Annotated in this window: 1 protein-coding gene; it reads left to right on the top strand. The window is 67.1% G+C overall.

Annotation, left to right across the window (positions count from 1 at the left end; all coding sequences use genetic code 11):
• The first annotated feature begins 44 nt into the window (after positions 1–44).
• Positions 45–853 (top strand): IS5 family transposase gene (locus IE136_RS35205; protein ID WP_373309223.1). Its coding sequence is split into 2 segments (ribosomal slippage): positions 45–393 and positions 393–853, totalling 810 coding nucleotides; the frame shifts between segments, so codons are not numbered across the junction.
• Positions 854–866: the final 13 nt, after the last annotated feature.

The raw sequence follows: 866 nt of genomic DNA on the forward strand, positions 1-866 counted from the left end.
CCTAAGAAGCCATCTCATTTGGATGCCTCGGTATTCTGTGAGTCATGGTGGGCATCGTTGAGCGGTTGGTGCCGGACGAGTTGTGGGAGTTGTTCCAGCGGGTGGTGCCGGAGGCGCCGTCGCGGCCGCAGGGCGGTGGTCGGCGTCGGCACGGCGACCGGGAAGTGCTTGCCGCGATCGTGTTCGTGGCCACGTCTGGTTGTACCTGGCAGCAGCTGCCTTCGGCGTCGTTCGGCCCGTCCGGAGCGACCGCCCACCGGCGGTTCTCGGAGTGGTCGAAGGCCAGGGTGTGGGCCAAGCTCCACCGCCTGGTCCTTGACGAACTCGGTGCCCGCGGCGAACTGGACTGGTCGCGGTGCGCGATCGACTCGGTGAACATGCGGGCCCTGAAAAGGGGGACCTGACGGGTCCGAATCCTGTCGACCGGGGCAAGTACGGCTCGAAGATCCACCTGATCACGGAACGGTCGGGTCTGCCCATATCCGTCGGCATCTCCGGGGCCAACCTGCACGACAGCCAGGCCCTGATCCCGCTCGTGAAGGGCATCCCGCCGATCCGCTCGCGCCGCGGCCGACGACGGCGCAAGCCCGGCAAACTCCACGCCGACAAGGGCTACGACTACGCCCACCTGCGGCGATGGTTACGCGAGCGCGGCATCACCCACCGCATCGCCCGCAAAGGAGTCGAGTCCTCGCAACGGCTGGGCCGCCACCGCTGGACCGTGGAACGCACCATGGCCTGGCTCGCCGGCTGCCGCCGCCTCCACCGACGCTACGAACGCAAGGCCGACCACTTCCTCGCCTTCACCAGCATCGCCTGCACCCTTATCTGCTACCGCAGACTCGCCAAATGAGATGGCTTCTAAG

Source organism: Streptomyces lateritius, assembly GCF_014649715.1.
Classification (GTDB): Bacteria; Actinomycetota; Actinomycetes; order Streptomycetales; family Streptomycetaceae; genus Streptomyces; species Streptomyces lateritius.